The organism is Methylobacter tundripaludum SV96 (assembly GCF_000190755.2).
GTDB classification, from domain to species: Bacteria; Pseudomonadota; Gammaproteobacteria; order Methylococcales; family Methylomonadaceae; genus Methylobacter_A; species Methylobacter_A tundripaludum.
In genome coordinates this window covers 1,426,746-1,443,118 of record NZ_JH109152.1, presented here as the reverse complement: position 1 = coordinate 1,443,118, position 16,373 = coordinate 1,426,746, and the positions used below count along the sequence as shown (strand labels likewise).

At 46.0% G+C, this 16,373-nt stretch carries 15 protein-coding genes; 11 read left to right on the top strand and 4 right to left on the bottom strand.

All coding sequences use genetic code 11. From position 1 onward, the window contains the following. The first annotated feature begins 41 nt into the window (after positions 1–41). The 4 genes from METTU_RS24810 (at position 42) to METTU_RS24805 (ending at position 3,215) form a co-directional block, all read left to right on the top strand. Positions 42–497 carry a pilin gene (locus METTU_RS24810; RefSeq protein WP_006890538.1) on the top strand — a complete coding sequence of 152 codons (456 nt, stop codon included), beginning with the start codon at positions 42–44 and terminating at the stop codon, positions 495–497. Positions 498–1,044: 547 nt separating this feature from the next. Further along, a complete protein-coding gene (locus METTU_RS06595; protein ID WP_006890537.1) occupies positions 1,045–2,706 on the top strand; it encodes a tetratricopeptide repeat protein in 1,662 nt (553 codons plus the stop codon). A gap of 172 nt (positions 2,707–2,878) precedes the next feature. Continuing rightward, entirely contained in the window at positions 2,879–3,082 is a 204-nt protein-coding gene (locus METTU_RS06590; RefSeq protein WP_150107747.1) for a hypothetical protein, read from the top strand. Between the two features lies 1 nt (position 3,083). Further along, positions 3,084–3,215: a hypothetical protein gene (locus METTU_RS24805; RefSeq protein ID WP_006890535.1), complete on the top strand. Its 132-nt coding sequence runs from the start codon at positions 3,084–3,086 to the stop codon at positions 3,213–3,215. A gap of 212 nt (positions 3,216–3,427) precedes the next feature. Here the strand turns inward: METTU_RS24805 and METTU_RS06585 are convergent, their stop codons facing one another. Together METTU_RS06585 and lexA are read right to left on the bottom strand one after the other, a co-directional pair. Further along, the gene (locus METTU_RS06585) at positions 3,428–4,192 is read right to left on the bottom strand and encodes an inositol monophosphatase family protein (protein WP_006890534.1); all 765 of its coding nucleotides are present in this window, start codon (positions 4,190–4,192) and stop codon (positions 3,428–3,430) included. A 639-nt stretch (positions 4,193–4,831) separates the two neighbouring features. Continuing rightward, positions 4,832–5,467, bottom strand: a complete 636-nt coding sequence (gene lexA, locus METTU_RS06580) for a transcriptional repressor LexA (RefSeq protein WP_006890532.1) — start codon at positions 5,465–5,467, stop codon at positions 4,832–4,834. Positions 5,468–5,634: 167 nt separating this feature from the next. On the opposite strand from lexA, the gene dhaL reads away from it, so the two are divergent. Continuing rightward, positions 5,635–6,282, top strand: coding sequence for a dihydroxyacetone kinase subunit DhaL (dhaL, locus tag METTU_RS06575; RefSeq protein WP_006890531.1), 648 nt, complete (start codon positions 5,635–5,637; stop codon positions 6,280–6,282). Here the strand turns inward: dhaL and dhaK are convergent. Beyond that, positions 6,265–7,254 carry a dihydroxyacetone kinase subunit DhaK gene (gene dhaK, locus METTU_RS06570; protein ID WP_006890530.1) on the bottom strand — a complete coding sequence of 330 codons (990 nt, stop codon included), beginning with the start codon at positions 7,252–7,254 and terminating at the stop codon, positions 6,265–6,267. The two genes, dhaL and dhaK, sit on opposite strands and share 18 nt — an antisense overlap. Positions 7,255–7,334: 80 nt before the next feature. Beyond that, positions 7,335–8,162, bottom strand: a complete 828-nt coding sequence (locus METTU_RS06565; protein WP_006890529.1) for an HAD-IIA family hydrolase — start codon at positions 8,160–8,162, stop codon at positions 7,335–7,337. Between the two features lie 728 nt (positions 8,163–8,890). On the opposite strand from METTU_RS06565, the gene hxlA reads away from it, so the two are divergent. From hxlA to METTU_RS06535, 6 genes are all read left to right on the top strand, one after another. After that, positions 8,891–9,532, top strand: a complete 642-nt coding sequence (hxlA, locus tag METTU_RS06560; RefSeq protein WP_006890528.1) for a 3-hexulose-6-phosphate synthase — start codon at positions 8,891–8,893, stop codon at positions 9,530–9,532. A 2-nt stretch (positions 9,533–9,534) separates the two neighbouring features. Further along, positions 9,535–10,068: a 6-phospho-3-hexuloisomerase gene (gene hxlB / locus METTU_RS06555; RefSeq protein WP_006890527.1), complete on the top strand. Its 534-nt coding sequence runs from the start codon at positions 9,535–9,537 to the stop codon at positions 10,066–10,068. 135 nt (positions 10,069–10,203) lie between these two features. Then, a complete protein-coding gene (tkt, locus tag METTU_RS06550) occupies positions 10,204–12,189 on the top strand; it encodes a transketolase (protein ID WP_006890526.1) in 1,986 nt (661 codons plus the stop codon). Between the two features lie 167 nt (positions 12,190–12,356). Next, positions 12,357–13,022 (top strand): hypothetical protein, encoded by a 666-nt coding sequence (locus METTU_RS06545; protein ID WP_006890525.1) that lies wholly within the window; start codon positions 12,357–12,359, stop codon positions 13,020–13,022. 3 nt (positions 13,023–13,025) lie between these two features. Further along, positions 13,026–14,183 carry a hypothetical protein gene (locus METTU_RS06540; RefSeq protein ID WP_006890524.1) on the top strand — a complete coding sequence of 386 codons (1,158 nt, stop codon included), beginning with the start codon at positions 13,026–13,028 and terminating at the stop codon, positions 14,181–14,183. A 315-nt stretch (positions 14,184–14,498) separates the two neighbouring features. Continuing rightward, complete coding sequence (locus tag METTU_RS06535) at positions 14,499–15,485, top strand: transaldolase (protein ID WP_006890523.1); 987 nt, start codon at positions 14,499–14,501, stop codon at positions 15,483–15,485. Positions 15,486–16,373 lie beyond the last annotated feature (888 nt).

Genomic DNA, 16,373 nt, shown 5'->3' with positions numbered 1-16,373 from the left:
TCTTGTTGTAGTTTATTTTTTCACTTAACGAGGCTTGTCTGATGAACACATTATCTATGAAAAAACCACAACAAGGTTTTACCTTAATCGAATTAATGATCGTGGTTGCGATTATTGGTATTCTAGCGGCGGTGGCGATTCCGGCTTATCAGGATTACATCAAGAAGGCAACTTACACTGAACTCACATCATCAATGGCACCCTTTAAAACAGGTGTTGACGCATGCTGGAGTGATCAGGGCGCACCTACCGGCACCATCACTGGCTGCGGAGCGGGATCAAATGGGGTTCCAAGTGCAATTTCTGGTGTCACTGGAAAATTATTAGCTTCAGTTGCTGTGAGTGATGCAGGGGTTATTTTAGCAACTCCAAATGCTTACAAAGGTATTGCTGCCGCAGATACATGTACTATGACACCAACAGGAAACGCGACTGCACACCGATTAGATTGGGTTTATAGCGGTCAGTGCTTAACCCTGGGTTATGTTAAGAACTAATCATTAAGTGTTTCAAGGGTGGGCGGTGTTTTTATACCCACCTGCATAACGCATAAGCTGATTTAATCATATTCAATTAAACCATCCAATCCTGAACGGGGTTGGGTGGTTTTTTTATGTTTACCGGTCACACCCCAAACGGGATGGGCTTGTGGTAAAAAATTTTCATATCGTTTGATTTTAAACTATAGTTACGATTTTTTAGAAAAATGTGGAGTATATTTTGGAATCAAGAATAGTCATTAGTGTCGTTCTTCTTGGTTTAGTCCTATTGATTAAGTCTATATTTTTTCATCAAAAGGTTCCAGGAAGTAAGACCTTTAGATGTGCACGTTGCTCAACTGTATCTCCACATTCAAAGCGTACGATTAAGGCATGGCGTAGAGGAATAACTAAATTCTACTGTGCAAAGTGTCACTGGCTAGAGATGTTAGCTGAGTCACGTAAGTAACCTTCCTCAGCGGGGCGGGGTTTGCAACCCCGTCCGACGGTGATGGACATTGATCCCCTCCCCCGCGCGGTAACGCACCGGACTTAAGGCAACACCATGAGAACTTTTTTTTCCTTACTCGCTTTATGCTTGCCGGTCACACTGCTCTATGGGCAATTTTTCTGGAATCCCGTCGTCTTTGATGACATCTATTTTTTCGATGGCTCGGTGCATGATCAATATCTGGGTAAGCTATTCAGCTTTGATTTGCGCTGGCTGCCTTATGCTACCTTGGAGTGGACTCGTTCGTTGTTTGGTTTGGATCTGATCGGGTTTCGTCTGGGTAATCTGGCTTTGCATCTTGCCACGACCATCACCCTGTTTTTATTTTTGCGCCGATTGTTTGAACGGGTTCTTCCCAATAGTGACGAAAGTAACGAGGCCCTGTCACCGCACTGGCTGGCCTGGTTTGGCGCATTGATCTTTGCTTTGCACCCGGCCTCTGTTTATGCGGCCGCCTATTTAGTTCAGCGTTCCACGCTGATGGCAACATTGTTCGCCTTGCTAACCTGGCGTTTGTTTCTGGAGGGCTTGATTAGAGATAACTACCGTTGGTTATTGGCTTCCGCCGTTACGTATTTTCTGGCCGTGCTGTCGAAAGAACACGCCATCATGACCCCTGCGGTAACGATAGCCTTGTTGTTGCTGGTCAATAACCAGCCCAACCGTCAACGATTGATGCTGATTTGGCCAGCCTTCATGCTCTATGGCTTGATTGGCGGATTCGTAGTTCTCCAGATCAAGTCGGCACATATTTTGGGACAGGCTTATGAGCTAACAGCCGAAAATTCAATGTCTTTGCTGGGACCGGACTTTGATGTGCATCTAGCTTATCCCTTGTCGATGCTGACACAGTGCTTCCTGTTTTTTAAATACCTGTGGGTATGGATCGCTCCAAGCCCGGCGTGGATGTCTGTCGATATGCCGCAAGCCTTTGCCTTGAGCCTGTGGTCTTGGCCGGAAATTTTCGGGTTGATCGGGTTTATAGTTTACCCGATCATTGCAACTCGCCCGCTGCTGCAAAGAGGGATAAAAGGTTTGCTGGGTTTTGCGCTACTTTGCCCGTGGCTGTTATTTGCCACTGAGCTTTCAACCATCAGGATTCAGGAGTCTTTTGTGCTTTACCGCAGTTATCTGTGGATGGCTGGCGCTTTCGCTGCGTTGCCTTTTTTGTGCCAAAAACTGAACGCAAAACAGGCGGCTATTACCCTGACTTTTGTTGCACTGCTCATGATGCCTTTATCCTGGCTGCGCCTTACAACCTTTTCCCACCCACTACTGCTTTGGGACGATGCGGCTCGACTGGTCGAGAATGCAGATGAAAAACGCTTGGGCATAGATAGAATATTGTACAACCGAGGCACAGAATTAATCAGGGTAAAACACTATGCCGAAGCGATAGCAGATTTAAGCAAAGTAATCGAGCTAAAAGGCTACTACGTCGGCTATGCCTATCAGAATCGCGGTTCGGCCTATTTGGAAAGTCGACAATATCTGCCTGCCCTAAACGACATTAACAAAGCCATCGAACTGCTGCCGACGAATAAAGCAAAACTTTATCTGGGTAAAGCGCGTACCTTGGAAGGGCTTAATGATTCTACGGCCGCCATGCAGGCCTATAAGCAAGCCTGTTTGCTGGGGCTGCCAACTGCCTGCCAAAAAACGGGACAATCCGAGGCCCCGCTCAAGCCATTGACCGAATACCTTTTGAATCCATAGAGCAAAAGGCGATTTTATTTCAGCGGGGTAAGGTGGGCTGCGTTTTTCTGTCCACGCGATTAAACGCATAACCTGTATTTAATCGCACCCCACCAAACACAAACTACCCAATCCTTCACGGAGTTGGATGGTTTTTTGCGGAGTTAAAATATTTTTATGCTATATTCTTTGCATGAAACTAAAATTTGATCGTGAAGTCAGAAAATCAATTGCTGACGAATTAAAAAAGATTTCTAATTTCGGCGGTGTCGGATTGGGTTTCATAGGCTATTCAAGTAACAGCCCGGTAATCCTGTTGGGTGCGTTTATCTGGTGGATAGTTTGCCAAACCATCTCGCATCTGCTCATGTCTATTCAAGACGAAGAAGGGGAATAAAATGACCATTGAAATTGCTGCACTTTTAGGAATGGGGCTTGTTGCTTTATGGGGTTTGATTGCTTTGCTGTTTGCCATCAAGTCAGCCAAAATTAACCATCACATTGATACTGGTGCGATTCATTCTAACTAATCAGGTTTTTCTGCCCAAGCACACAGCTCATGACCTGTATTTAATCGCACCTTAATTCCAACCAAGCCATCCAATCCTTCGCGGGGTTGGGTGGTTTTTTATGGGTGGTCTTTTTGTGTTTTGGGAAGGCAGAAAAATGTCTACTTTTGGAGCCCACCCTGCGAAAGGGATTCATTGCCGGATTCCAGCGCATAATAGTAAATCGCCGGATATTACATCAGCGGAAGCAGTTGGTTAAGAATTTTCCCGTTGGTTACCAGGATCTGCTTTGGAAAGAGGCCTTTATTACCTTGAAAGTCTGTAACTGTAGCGCCAGCTTCGGCAGCAATCAATGCGCCGGCTGCTACGTCATACAGGTTCAACTCCTGTTCCCAAAAAGCGTCAACTTGGCCATCTGCAACCAGGCATAGATCGATTGCCGCAGAGCCAAAACGGCGCTGCCCGGTGGTTATCTCAGCGATCCTGCAAAACCGTTGCAGGTTGTTTTCTTTTAAGTACGAGCGCAAGCAGGCGAATCCGGTTGCAACCATCGCATCGGCAAGGTTGCTTTCATTGGAGACGGTAATGGGGTGGCCGTTTTTCCAGGCTCCCTTGCCCTTTTCGGCGGCATAGTAATCATCCAGTGCGGGCGCGTAGACCGCTCCGAAGATAAGTTCCTGATCAATTTCCAGTGCAACGCTGATGCCCCAAAAGTACTGGCCTCTTGAAAATGAGTGGGTTCCGTCAATCGGATCGACGATCCAGCGGCTGGATTGATTTGCGCTTTGCCCGCTCTCTTCCCCCCAAAAACCGAATTGCGGGTAATGCTTGGCCAGTGATTCCTGTAAAAAAGCTTCAACCGCCACGTCGGCATCGGTGACTAAGTCCCGGGGGCTTTTTTTAGTGACTTCTAAATTTTTCAAGTCCTTAAAATGAGTCATGGCAATCGATCCGGCTTCACGGATCACATTTTCAAGAACGGCAAGCGAAATGGGCATTTATAGTAACCTTGTAGGTAAGAGGGTGGCGTTTGATGGATTTAGGTACATAACCGGACTTCAACGCGAAGCCCGAGTGGTTGTGTGCGCCAAAGAAATCAATTATCCGAAGTCGGGCATGTTAAGGATGCTGTGATCAGGGGATAAGGAACTTGAATGTAATGCGCTGTTATTTCGCGCGAACCATATCTTTTGTTGATGATTTTTTCAAGACATATCTTGATCGGCAAAATAGATTAAGCAGTGATAAAGATTCGTCATCCCTTCGGGGAAATTTTATACGCAATTTTTTTGGGGAGGGGGCATATCGGCATGAGGTCGGTTTCCAATGCTGATTATCTTGAGGCTATTGTCTCTAGCGCTCGGCTGAGGCGTAATGCCAATCTGTGTCTTCACGTCCATGTGGCTGGATACCGGCTATGGTTTGCCGGCTGAGGTTTTTTGCTCATATAGTTAGTTAGCGGGCAAATACGGTCTTATATACGAATAAGAAAAATAATGATGACTACGAATAATAGGGATGTTGCAAATTCCTCCAGTCGTTCAACAAATGGCGGTTTGCCGTCTCCCATAATTATTTCAACTCGATTGGTCACTTGGTCTCGCATGTGTATCCGTTGTTGCAACATGATATTTCTCCTAATGATTTTTAGTATAGCTACGCATTTGGCCCACTAATACGCCTTGAATTTCCACTTGTTCCGGGGTGTAACGCATCGCTTCCATGGTTGAATTAGCGGGGATAAGTAATGTTTCGTGCGGGTATTGCTCGATAAATTTCAACGTGGCTTCGGCTTTATTGATCAAGGCCACCACAATTTCGCCATTACGGGCGTGGCAGCGTTGTTCGATAATTACCCAGTCGCCATCATAGATGCCTTGCTCAAGCATAGAATCGCCTTTTACTTTAAGAACATAGCAGGGGTTTTGTGTTTTCAGTTGCTCGGGGATGGACATATAAGTAATGTTTTCGACGGCTTCGATGGGTTTTCCGGCGGCAATAAATCCGACAAAAGGCAGAGCGCTTTGATCATTGGAATAGCCGATCATTTCTTTGGCGTATTCTGTCAGGCGAATACCTCGCTGCTTGCGTTCCGGTGCTTCGACCAGGTTTTCGTTAATCAAGGCTTTAATGTGGTTATGTAAGGAGCCGCGAGACTTTAAGCCCATGCCCGCGCAAAGCTCTTCCAGCGTGGGCGGATGGGGGAAGTTGTTCTGGTTTTGCAGTAAGAAATCGAAAACCTCCTGCTGCTTTCTGGTAAGTGATTTAATCATAATCCGTTCTCTATTCGTTTTTTAAAAATATAACATCAGAACAAATAAAGAACAAGTGAGAATTAAAGTTATTTTTAGCTTAACTTATGAGGTGTTGCTTGGGGTATGATTCGCCAAACGGGTGAATTGCACATCACCCTAATTACTTTTTGAATTGGAGGAATACCATGCAATTTGCTCCCGCGTTATTACCCAGCCTGATTCAGGTAATAGACAAAACAATCGAAACAAACGCCGAAGAGGTGACGGCTTTGGATCAAGCTATCGGTGATGGCGATCATGTGACTAATCTGCAACGCGGTATTAAAGCGCTGATAGCGCAGAGCGGTGAATTGGCAACGCTCGATTGGGTGGCGGCCTGGCAGAAAATCGGTATGACCATGATGACGGCGGTGGGCGGCGCATCGGGTTCTTTATACGGTACCTTGTTTGTTGCGATGAGCAAAGCGGCTCGCGAACGGCCTTTGGATTTACAGGTTTTTGCCGAGATTTTTACCAGCGGTGTGGATGCAGTAAAACAGCGCGGCAAGGCCGATGCAGGCGAGAAAACGATGCTGGATGTACTGATTCCGGTCGCGGCAAGCTTGCGGCAGGCGGCAGCGGATTCGGTTGCGTTACCTGTAGCATTGGACAATGTCGCGCGGACAGCAATCGCGGGTATGGAGTCTACCCGGGACATGCTGGCGACTAAGGGACGCGCTTCTTTTCTGGAGGAGCGCAGCCGGGGGCATATCGATGCGGGGGCTAAAACCAGTCAGTTAATGATTTGTGCGCTGGTCGATGTGCTGGCGAAGCATTTAACAGCCCCAGCGTAAGGCCGCGGTATGGACGGGCGCATCCCACAGGCGGAGCAGTTCTTCGTCAAGCAGGCTGAGGGTGATCGAGCAGCCCGCCATATCGAGCGAGGTGGTGTAGTTGCCGACCAGGGAGCGGCAGATGTTAACGCCGCGTTTTTCCCAGAACCGGGAAGCCAGCTCATAAATAAGATGCAGTTCCATTAACGGCGTGGCGCCGAAGCCGTTGATATGCAGTAACGCCGATTGACCTTTTTGCGGTTTCAAATCGTCATCAATAATGCCGGACAGGTAGTCGACAATTTCGGTGGCGCTGCGCATGGTTAAACGCTCACGTCCGCGCTCACCATGAATACCTACGCCCATTTCGATTTCATTTTCACCAATGTCGAAAGTGGGTTTACCCAGAGCGGGTACTGTGCAGCTGGTCAAAGCTACGCCCATGGACGCGGTGGCAATGTTGACTCTATCGCCCAAAGCTTTGCAGGCCGCCAAATCTGCGCCCGATTCTGCCGCCGCGCCGATAATTTTTTCCACAATCAGGGTGCCTGCAACGCCGCGTCGCCCGGTGCTGTGGGTTTTGGGGAAGGCAACATCATCGCAGGCCAGGACGGTGTCATGCGGGCAATCGAGCATTTCGGCGGCGATTTCGAAGTTCATCACGTCGCCTGCATAGTTCTTGACGATGAATAACACGCCGCCGCCATTTTCCATAGCTTGCGCCGCAGCCAGCATTTGATCGGGAGTGGGGGAGGTGAATACTTGGCCCGGACAGGCCGCATCCAGCATGCCTGAGCCGACAAAGCCGCTGTGCAAAGGTTCATGGCCTGAGCCGCCGCCTGAAATCAGTGCAACTTTGCCGGGTGCGGTGGGCTTATTGCGCCTCACAAAGTGCGGCTGGGTGTTGAGTTGAATTATATCTGCATGGGCTTTGGCAAAGCCGCTCAGGCTTTCGTCAAGCAGGTTATCAATGCTATTGATGAATTTTTTCATTGCAGCGGCTCCGATGAGGGCAGGTTTTTTAATGATAGCGCGGGCAGTGAGCCTGATCTATTAGCTTTAATGCGTAGCTGTCAGTTTTTTAATGCTTGCGTCACTGCGCGGATGTCCGGCATAACCCAGGTTGGTCGATAGTCTGTTGTTTTAAAATCGTCTTCGGTGGACACGCCCGATAAAACCATAAGGCTGCGTATCCCGGTGCGAACTGCGCCAAGAATATCAGTTTCCAATCGATCGCCGATAGCCACTGTTTGACCCGGATCGACGCACAGCAACGCTAGCGCTTGCTGGTATATGATAGGTTCTGGTTTACCGATGATGATAGGCGTTACGCCGGTGGCTGCCTGTAATGCGGCCAGAATTGCGCCATTGCCGTGGGTGAGTCCTCGTTCTGTCGGTAGCGTGGTGTCGGCATTAGTGCCGATGAATTGGGCGCCGGCGCGAATATTCAGGGTAGCGGTTGCCAGTTTGTCCCAGGATAAGTTTCTATCCATGCCGCAGACAACAATGTCGGCACCCATGTTGGGATTGTCTTTGTCATCATTCAATTCATACAGTTCGGTCAAGGTAAAGCCTCGTTCAATAAGCGGCTGCTTAGCGCCATCTTCGCCGATAACATAGACGCGGCTCTCGGCCGGATTGGTGTGCTCGGTCAAGTATAGCGCCGTTGCCATGCTGGAGGTCAGTATCTCATCACGGCTTACCTCTACGCCCATTTGCGCCAGTTTGATGACATACTGCTCTTGAGTTAGCCGGGCGTTGTTGGTCGCCAGGATGAAAGGAATTTGTTGCTCGCGTATGGTTTGAAAGAAGTCGGTCAAACCGGGCATTGGCTGGTCGCCGTGCCATAAAACGCCATCCATGTCGATGATGAGTGCGCGTATATTGATAAATGGTTCCATCAGGTTATTTCTCTCTTAATTGGGATTGTTATTATAATTTATATCGAATTACAAGATGTATGCATTCCGTTGGGGGGCATAGTTACCGGTTTTGGGTGTAAGGCAACGGATGAGCGAATTGAATGATCAGTTTTGCGTTTTTTGTTGACCCTGTCTTAGTGTTTCTAAGTCACTTGGTTATCGATATGCAAAATTTTGATCGTTAGGTTGTTTAATTACTGGGCCGTAAGGGGGGCGTTGAATTTTGTTCGAAGCTTGACACAAAGAGCTTTATTTTGTCCACATGCACACCATAATGATATATGAACCGATTCAGCGGTGTGGATGGCTGTATTTAAGAGTGGGGTGCTGAAAGCTGCATTGTAAAAGGGAAGGGGGCTGCTGCTGCATAAGTATATGCAGGGCAAAAACACCTTGTTGGTGCTTGCGATTGTTTGAATAAGAAGGTTGGACGTGTTGTTTTGGAGTCGTTAAGAAGTATTTTAATCGGCAGGAAGAGACGGAATGCCTAGCGTTATGGAGGAAGTCGGATTGTCTCGGATGTATAAAATAAAGCTTATAACATTTTGCTTGTATATTTCCCTCATTCAGCTGTTATCGGTGTGCCAACGCAGAACATTGAGCATTGGGCATTGACATCGGTCCCCTTTCTACTTTAAAGTTGCATTCGCATAAAGAGTAAGTAACTAAAATTATAACTATTACTATAACCCATCGGAGCACGCATCATGGCAAAACCATTAATACAAATGGCATTAGATTCATTGGATTTCGACCAAACAGTAGGCCTTGCTACCTTAGTAGCTCCTTACGTTGATATTTTTGAAATCGGAACTCCATGCATCAAATATAATGGACTTAACCTGGTTAAAGAATTAAGAGCAAGATTCCCAGAAAAACTGCTTTTAGTTGACCTTAAAACTATGGACGCAGGCGAGTACGAAGCAACACCTTTCTATGCGGCAGGTGCTGACATTTGTACAGTTTTAGGCGTATCCGGCCTTGCAACTTGCGCAGGCGTTATCAAAGCAGCCAATGCATACGGTGCAGAAGCTCAAATCGATTTAATTAATGTTGAAGATAAAGTTGCATGCGCACGTGCAACTGCCGACATGGGTGCTCATATCATGGGTATTCATACAGGTCTTGATGCTCAAGCTGCAGGTCATACTCCTTTTGCTGATTTGAACGACATCGCAAGACTGGGCTTAAACGTCAGAATTTCTGTTGCCGGTGGTATTAAACCGTCTACTGTTCAAGATGTAGTTCGCGCAGGCGCAAACATCATCGTGGTTGGTGCAGCAATCTATGGTGCAGCTTCACCTGCTGATGCAGCGCGTGAGATTCGCGAATTGGTTGACGCGGTATAATTATGCATCAGCAACTTATCATAGAAAAGATTTCAGGTGTTCTTGAAGCTACAGATGATACGTATGATGTAAAGTTGACCCAATTGCTTGATAACGCCAAGCGTATATTTATTGCAGGCGCGGGGCGATCCAAGCTGGTTGGTAATTTCTTTGCGATGAGGCTGGTTCACGGCGGTTACGATGTCAGTGTCGTAGGTGAAATTGTGACACCGAGCATTAAAAACGGTGATTTGTTGATCATTATTTCCGGATCCGGAGAGACTGAGCAATTAATAGCATTCACTAAAAGTGCAAAAAAAATAGGTGCTAACATCGTTTTGATCTCTGCGAAAAGCAGCTCAACCATCGGCGATCTGGCCGATGCGGTATTTCAAATCGGTAACCCGGAACAATATGGTAAGGTTTTAGGGATGCCCATGGGGACTGTGTTTGAACTGTCTACCTTGTTGTTTTTGGAAGCAACCATTTCCCATATCATTCATGATAAGGGAATTGCTGAAGAAGTAATGAGAGAAAGGCACGCTAATTTAGAATAGCGGCACAGGAACGAGTGGCTATGACCACTCGTTCTGATCCTTGCGCAGGGTAAGCGCCGAAAGAACATGTTGTGACAGAGTCGATCAGGCTGAAAATTCACCATTTAGTAATCTAATAATAGTAAGGAGAAGAATATGACTTCGCGTCGAGAATTAGCGAACGCCATACGCGCTTTGAGCATGGATGCCGTGCAGAAAGCAAACTCTGGGCATCCAGGCGCACCTATGGGCATGGCGGACATTGCCGAGGTGTTGTGGAATGATCACCTGCGCCACAATCCGTCCAATCCGAAATGGTCAGATCGTGACCGTTTTGTTCTTTCCAACGGTCACGGATCAATGCTGATTTATTCGCTATTGCATTTGAGTGGCTATGATTTGCCTATGAGTGAATTAGCTTCTTTCCGTCAACTACATTCAAAATGTGCGGGACATCCTGAATACGGTTATGCACCAGGCGTTGAAACAACGACCGGACCGTTAGGACAAGGTATTGCCAATGGTGTAGGTTTTGCGATGGCTGAAAAGCTGCTTGCAGACCAATTCAACCGTCCAGGTCATAAAATCGTTGATCACCATACCTATGTATTCATGGGCGATGGCTGTTTGATGGAAGGCATTTCTCATGAAGCCTGTGCATTAGCGGGTACTTGGGGTTTAGGCAACTTAATTGCTTTTTGGGATGATAACGGTATTTCTATCGATGGTCATATTGAAGGCTGGTACACGGACGATACGGTAAAACGTTTTGAAGCCTACGGTTGGCACGTTCTGTCAGTAGACGGACATAATCCTGAAGAGATTAATAAGGCAATTGCCACGGCTAAATCAATGACTGATATGCCATCATTAATCTGCTGCAAAACAACTATTGGTTTTGGATCGCCAAACAAAGCGGGTACTCATGAATGTCATGGTGCGGCTTTAGGCGAGCCGGAAATCAATCTGACAAAGGCTGCTCTGGGTTGGGATCATGGCCCGTTTGAGATTCCTGCCGATGTTTATGCTGGCTGGGATGCTAAAGCAAAAGGCGCTAGAACCGAAGCGGCATGGGATACAAAATTCGCAGCCTATGCGGCAGAATACCCAGAATTAGCAGCAGAATTCAAACGTCGTATGGCTGGTGAATTGCCGGCTAATTGGAAGGCAGCGGCTGACGCATTGATTGCAGAAACCAACGCAAAAGCAGAAAATCTTGCCACACGTCAATCTTCACAAAAAGTAATTGGCGGATTAGCTCCCACATTACCTGAATTTTTAGGTGGTTCTGCGGACTTAACAGGCTCTAACTTAACCAGTTGCAGCAGCTTTAAGCATGTCAGCGGTAAAGAAATGGGGAATTACATCTCCTATGGTGTGCGTGAGTTTGGCATGTTCACAATTATGAACGGTATGTCGTTACATGGCGGCTTATTGCCTTTCGGCGGAACATTCCACATGTTCTCTGATTATGCGAAAAGTGCTTTGCGTATGTCAGCGTTAATGAAAATTCGCACCATTGCTGTTTTAACTCATGACTCTATTGGTCAAGGGGAAGACGGTCCAACGCATCAGCCGATTGAGAATACTTCTGCTATGCGTTACATCCCAAATATGGATGTCTGGCGACCTGCCGATACCACAGAAACAGCGGTTTCCTGGGTAATGGCAATTGAACGTATGACAGGGCCTTCAAGCTTGGTGTTAAGTCGTCAAGGTTTGCCTTTCATAGCGCGTACTGATGAACAAATAGCAGCTATCCGTAAAGGGGCATATGTTATTTCAGAAGCAGCAGGCAATGCTCAAGTTATCCTCATTGCAACCGGTTCAGAAGTTGATTTAGCAATAAAATCACAAGCAGCCTTAGCAGAAAAAGGGATCCAAGCGCGTGTTGTTTCAATGCCATCAACAAATGTATTTGATCGTCAAGACCAAGCTTATAAAGACAGCGTATTAACACCCGGTGTAAAACGTGTGGCGATTGAAGCAGGTATTACTGATTTTTGGCGTAAATATGTTGGTTTAGAAGGCGCAGTTGTCGGTATCGATACGTTCGGCGAATCTGCACCTGGCGGCGTGTTGATGAAACACTTCGGCTTTACTGTTGAAAACGTTGTCAAAAACGTAGAAGCGGTACTTTAATTTTAAAGGCCATGTTTGCGTTGTTGCTCATTGAGAAGATTTAAAAACTGACCGAATTGAGTGAGTCCCTGTTTAACTCATTAATTCAGTATTTATAGATCAAAGGCGCAACAACGCTGATATGGCTACTCTAAAAACAACGCATAGAGGGGGATTCACACGTGAAAATGAATAATTTAACGAATGGTTTAGTTGCTACGCTGTTATTAGCCAGTCCCATAGTAGGGGCAGAAACAGAATATCCGGCAGCAGACTTCAAGCCAAAAGTAATTTATCAAGATATTGACAGCAGCAAATCTGCGTCGGCACCGGCCAAACAGACTAAGTCTGTTGAGTCGACTGAGTCGGATTCAAAATACCCAGCGGCAGATTTTGAGCCAAAGGTTCTATACAAGGATGCTGACTATAAGCCTAGCAAGTTTGCCGGAACATCGTCGACGTCCGAACGGGCTACGACAAGTGAAGTGGCGGTAAGCGAAGCGGTAAAGGTCGAAGAAGAGTCAATGATGACTTACTTGCTGGGGTTAGTTGCTTTTGCTGTGGCTGGGTATCTGTTCTTTACTAGGCGCGAAACAAAAGCCAAAGCTAGTGATTCAAGAGCATATTCCAGTCATGCCAGTGGACTTTCCGGTGTCGCTCGATATCTGAGAAAACATAATATGGGAGCGGTAACCGGTGTTGCCAGATATTTGGAAAGCCAAGTTGTAGCTGAGAAAAGTTCAGCGGTAACAAGTAGCGTTGAAAAGTACCTTGAAAAACAAGCTAAATCTGCAAAAGAAAAATCAGCACAAGCGGGAACCGGAGTTGAAAAATACATGCGCGACCGGGGGTGATAAATGGATCAAAACTATTTGATCAATTTAGTGTTCGGACTGTTTGGTTCAAAAAAGGAAGTTGAACCTCGAATCAGTCGTCCTCGCGCACATGTAAGTGAGCTCGGCGGACTTACCGGCGTTGCCAGGTATTTGAAAAGCCAGGAAGTTGTGCCGGTACTAAGTGGAGTTACCAGGTATCTGAAAAACTTGGAAGAATTGTCGGCAGCCAATGAGGTTGCTGATTCTCTTGAAAGTCAGAAAGAAGTATCAACAGCCCAGGAGGTTGTTGATCACCTTGAAAATTATGAAGAAGCGTTAACGGCAGACGTTGGTCAGGAGCAAGAAACAGTATCCAGTGTTACCAAGTACTTGGAAAAACTGGATCAGATTCCTGTGAGCAGCGTCGCCAAGTATATGGCAAGACAGGCCATATTCGCAAAAAATGCGCCGAAAATAAGCAGTGTTGCGAAGTACGTGACAAAGCAGGCTTCTGTTACAAAAAAAGCACCCACAGTAAGCAGCGTTGCGAAATATGTGGAAAAACAAGCGAAGTCGCCTGTTATCAGCAGCGTTTCTAAGTATTTAATTAAGCAGTCTATATCTGCCAGAAATACAGCAGCGGTAACGAAGGTCGGTAAATATCTTGAAGACGAGTCCATCGCCGCGAGAAAGGCCGCCGCCGCCGCTATAGTTGCCAGGTATTTGGAAGAACAGCGCCTACTTGCTAAAGAGCAAGAAAAAGAAGAAGAAAGAGAACAGCAGTTGGCGAGAGAAAAAGAGATGCAAAAGGCACAGGAAAGAGCCGCAGCAGTGGCTGCCGCAGCAACCGGAGTAGCTAGGTATTTGGAAGAGCAGGCAATTTTGGAGAAAGAAAAACCACCAGTAAGTGGTGTTGCCAAGTATGTAGCAAAACAAATTATTTCTAGAAAAGACGCGCCTATTTTAAGTGGAGTTGCAAAGTACGTAGCAAGACAGGCAATTCATGTAAAAGAAGCCCCAATTGTCAGTGGGGTTGCAAAGTATGTGGAAAGAGAGTCGATGACCGCAAAGAAAACGCCTAAAGCGAGCGGAGTTGCCAAATATATGGAAAAGAAGGCTGTATCTCCGGCTGCAAGTAGCGTCTCTAAATACATGGCTAGGCAAAATATTGCTGCAAAAGCAAGCGCCGAAAAAGCGTAATTTGTCTGTAAAGAATTGGGTTTCTGTGTGCGTGAGCGAGAGACCTCTATGCTAGATAGCCACTATCATGTGTGGCTTCCAAAATTATACGGATGTGTAGTCTTGGGCTTCTGAGAAACATGACTCATTAAAAGCAATCGTTTTCTCCCCAGGTTAGGTAGAGCGATTGCTTTTTGATGATTAATCACAGCTACTCACTGTATAATCCTACCCCTGCAATTATATTGGATGTCATACGCGTATATTCTGAATAAATTTGGAAATGGCGAGTGTATGTCTTGAATTTTTTTAAATCTTAAAATAAAGGAGCCTCTAATGGCAAAGACTTTACTTGAACAACTGAGAGAAATGACCGTGGTTGTAGCCGATACTGGTGATATCCAGGCTATTGAAACTTTCAAACCTCGTGATGCGACGACTAATCCTTCGCTGATTACCGCTGCTGCTCAAATGCCGCAATATCAAGGTATCGTTGATGATACCCTAAAAGGCGCCAGAGAGACTTTAGGTAAAGATGCATCTGCAGCACAAGTGGCTACCCTTGCTTTTGAGCGTTTGGCCGTTTCTTTCGGACGCAAGATTCTTGACGTTATTCCAGGGCGTGTTTCAACTGAAGTTGATGCTCGCCTTTCATTTGATACCGATGCCAGCGTCCGCGTAGGCCGTGAACTGATTGCGATGTACGAAGCGCAAGGCGTTTCGCGTGAACGGATTCTGATCAAAATTGCTGCAACTTGGGAAGGTATACAAGCTGCGTCTATTCTTGAAAAAGAAGGCATTCACACTAACCTGACTTTGTTATTTGGCCTGCATCAGGCAATCGCCTGCGCCGAGAACGGAATCACCCTGATTTCACCTTTCGTTGGACGCATTCTGGATTGGTACAAAAAAGATACCGGTCGTGATTCTTATGCTCCAGCTGAAGATCCAGGCGTATTGTCAGTCACCGAAATCTATAACTACTATAAAAAATTCGGCTATAAAACCGAAGTTATGGGTGCCAGCTTCCGTAACGTGGGCGAGATAGTTGAATTGGCAGGTTGCGATTTATTGACTATTGCGCCGTCTTTATTAGCTGAACTTCAGTCTACCGAAGGTGAGCTGGTACGCAAACTGGATCCTGCAAATGCAGCCAACGCTGCAATTGAAAAAATAACCATTGATAAAGCGACTTTTGATCGCATGCATGCTGAAAACCGTATGGCTTCGGATAAGCTTGCAGAAGGTATCGAGGGCTTCACCAAAGCGTTAGAGTCGTTAGAAGGAATTCTCGCGGCACGATTGGCGACTCTGGAAGGTTAAGACGTTTTAGTCACCCGGCGGAGAATCTTCCGTATTTATAAGCCGGGTGGCGACGGCTGTTATCATCTACAAAGTAGCTCGTAGCGGCAGTATCCCCGCTACGTTAAAAAAATTGTGATTATCACGGAATAAACTGTTAATCGCCGGTTGAAGTTATTGTCAATCGACTCTCTAGTGCGATATCAACGGTAAAGCAAGTCTAATCGGACGATTTTTGCTTATACATTTGATAAATCAGAACTGTCAGTTGCTATATTGGATCTCAATATGTCCATGTTTGCCTGATAAGGGATGTTGCGCTATCCTGTTTACCGAAAAGATCCTTGTTTTCCGGACGTAGCTTATGCTCAAACATTGTCTACTCTTTATGGCAACGTCAAGTTTCTATCTGCGTTTAAGGCTCAATAATTTTTAAACTTGATCTCTTATTTGTCGTGAGTGTTCAATTGAGCGGCCTTATGAATCTCCCTGTATTTTAAAATCAATCTAGTAAACAGTGGGTAGATCGCATTGATGAACCAGCGGTGTGGATTTTTTATAACTAAGCCAAATTGTGGCTTTAATTCATACTTGTATTAATTGTGTTTTATGCGGATATTTCTCTGCGGAGCATCAAAAATACTGCATACCTTAATTTATAATGTAATTATCATTGGTAACGTGTTCATTTAGTAGAGCAAGAATTTGTAATAGTATTGTTCCCGGTATTTAAATGAGGCGTATTGATTTAGCCAAGATTAAGAGTTTTGAATGCTGGTGTTTATTGCGAAAATAATATCTGCTAATATTCGAACCGAACTGGTTTTAGTTTGGCTGCCGGTTAACTGAAAGTGTTATGTTTCGTAGAACCACCTCAATGCGAAATCTAACTAAACAATAAGTGAGGTG

Bases quoted from the DNA above. Each gene is read 5' to 3' on its own strand.
- METTU_RS24810 (WP_006890538.1), top strand. From the start codon at position 42: ATGAACACATTATCTATGAAAAAACCACAACAAGGTTTTACCTTAATC.
- METTU_RS24805 (WP_006890535.1), top strand. From the start codon at position 3,084: ATGACCATTGAAATTGCTGCACTTTTAGGAATGGGGCTTGTTGCTTTA.
- METTU_RS06595 (WP_006890537.1), top strand. From the start codon at position 1,045: ATGAGAACTTTTTTTTCCTTACTCGCTTTATGCTTGCCGGTCACACTG.
- METTU_RS06590 (WP_150107747.1), top strand. From the start codon at position 2,879: ATGAAACTAAAATTTGATCGTGAAGTCAGAAAATCAATTGCTGACGAA.
- METTU_RS06585 (WP_006890534.1), bottom strand. From the start codon at position 4,192: ATGCCCATTTCGCTTGCCGTTCTTGAAAATGTGATCCGTGAAGCCGGA.
- dhaK (WP_006890530.1), bottom strand. From the start codon at position 7,254: ATGAAAAAATTCATCAATAGCATTGATAACCTGCTTGACGAAAGCCTG.
- hxlB (WP_006890527.1), top strand. From the start codon at position 9,535: ATGCATCAGCAACTTATCATAGAAAAGATTTCAGGTGTTCTTGAAGCT.
- METTU_RS06535 (WP_006890523.1), top strand. From the start codon at position 14,499: ATGGCAAAGACTTTACTTGAACAACTGAGAGAAATGACCGTGGTTGTA.
- hxlA (WP_006890528.1), top strand. From the start codon at position 8,891: ATGGCAAAACCATTAATACAAATGGCATTAGATTCATTGGATTTCGAC.
- METTU_RS06545 (WP_006890525.1), top strand. From the start codon at position 12,357: ATGAATAATTTAACGAATGGTTTAGTTGCTACGCTGTTATTAGCCAGT.
- dhaL (WP_006890531.1), top strand. From the start codon at position 5,635: ATGCAATTTGCTCCCGCGTTATTACCCAGCCTGATTCAGGTAATAGAC.
- METTU_RS06540 (WP_006890524.1), top strand. From the start codon at position 13,026: ATGGATCAAAACTATTTGATCAATTTAGTGTTCGGACTGTTTGGTTCA.
- METTU_RS06565 (WP_006890529.1), bottom strand. From the start codon at position 8,162: ATGGAACCATTTATCAATATACGCGCACTCATCATCGACATGGATGGC.
- lexA (WP_006890532.1), bottom strand. From the start codon at position 5,467: ATGATTAAATCACTTACCAGAAAGCAGCAGGAGGTTTTCGATTTCTTA.
- tkt (WP_006890526.1), top strand. From the start codon at position 10,204: ATGACTTCGCGTCGAGAATTAGCGAACGCCATACGCGCTTTGAGCATG.